The organism is Micromonospora sp. NPDC052213, assembly GCF_040679695.1.
GTDB lineage: Bacteria > Actinomycetota > Actinomycetes > Mycobacteriales > Micromonosporaceae > Micromonospora.
Genome location: NZ_JBFAVI010000334.1, coordinates 1,608 through 2,054, shown reverse-complemented (window position 1 = coordinate 2,054; position 447 = coordinate 1,608). Strand labels below are relative to the sequence as shown.

The following is a 447-nucleotide window of genomic DNA, read 5'->3' as shown; positions in this document are numbered from 1 at the left end:
GCTCCGGTTCTATCTGATCGCGGCGTGCATTCTTGCGGCCAAGCCGACCGAGCGGGGAGTAAAAATATTCTGCGCGGTGTGGCTGGCAGTCGCCGTGGTCATGCCCGTCTTCCGGGGTGCCGCCCTGGACGAGGTCGTGATGTCCGACTTCGCGCCGTACTTCATCGCCGGAATCACCCTGTTCCTGCTTCGCCGCAACCGATCCGATCCATGGCTGTGGGTGCTGCTACTCGCCACGTGGCTGGTCAGCCTGCAGCGCGTGTACGGGCGGACCCTGGAGTTGAAGCCCGGCTTCGAGGTGCCCGTCTGGCCGGCACCGGTACTGCTCACCGGGGTGTACCTTCTGATGCTCGTCATCGCGCTCGGCTACACCGACCGGGTGAGAATGCGCTGGCTGGCCATTGCGGGTGCCATCAGCTACCCCTTCTACCTCTTGCACCCGCGCAT

1 pseudogene is annotated in these 447 nt (G+C 64.7%); it reads left to right on the top strand.

The features are described 5' to 3' along the window. Window positions 1-447 (top strand): annotated as a pseudogene (locus tag AB0L34_RS33685) (acyltransferase); the annotation flags it as partial.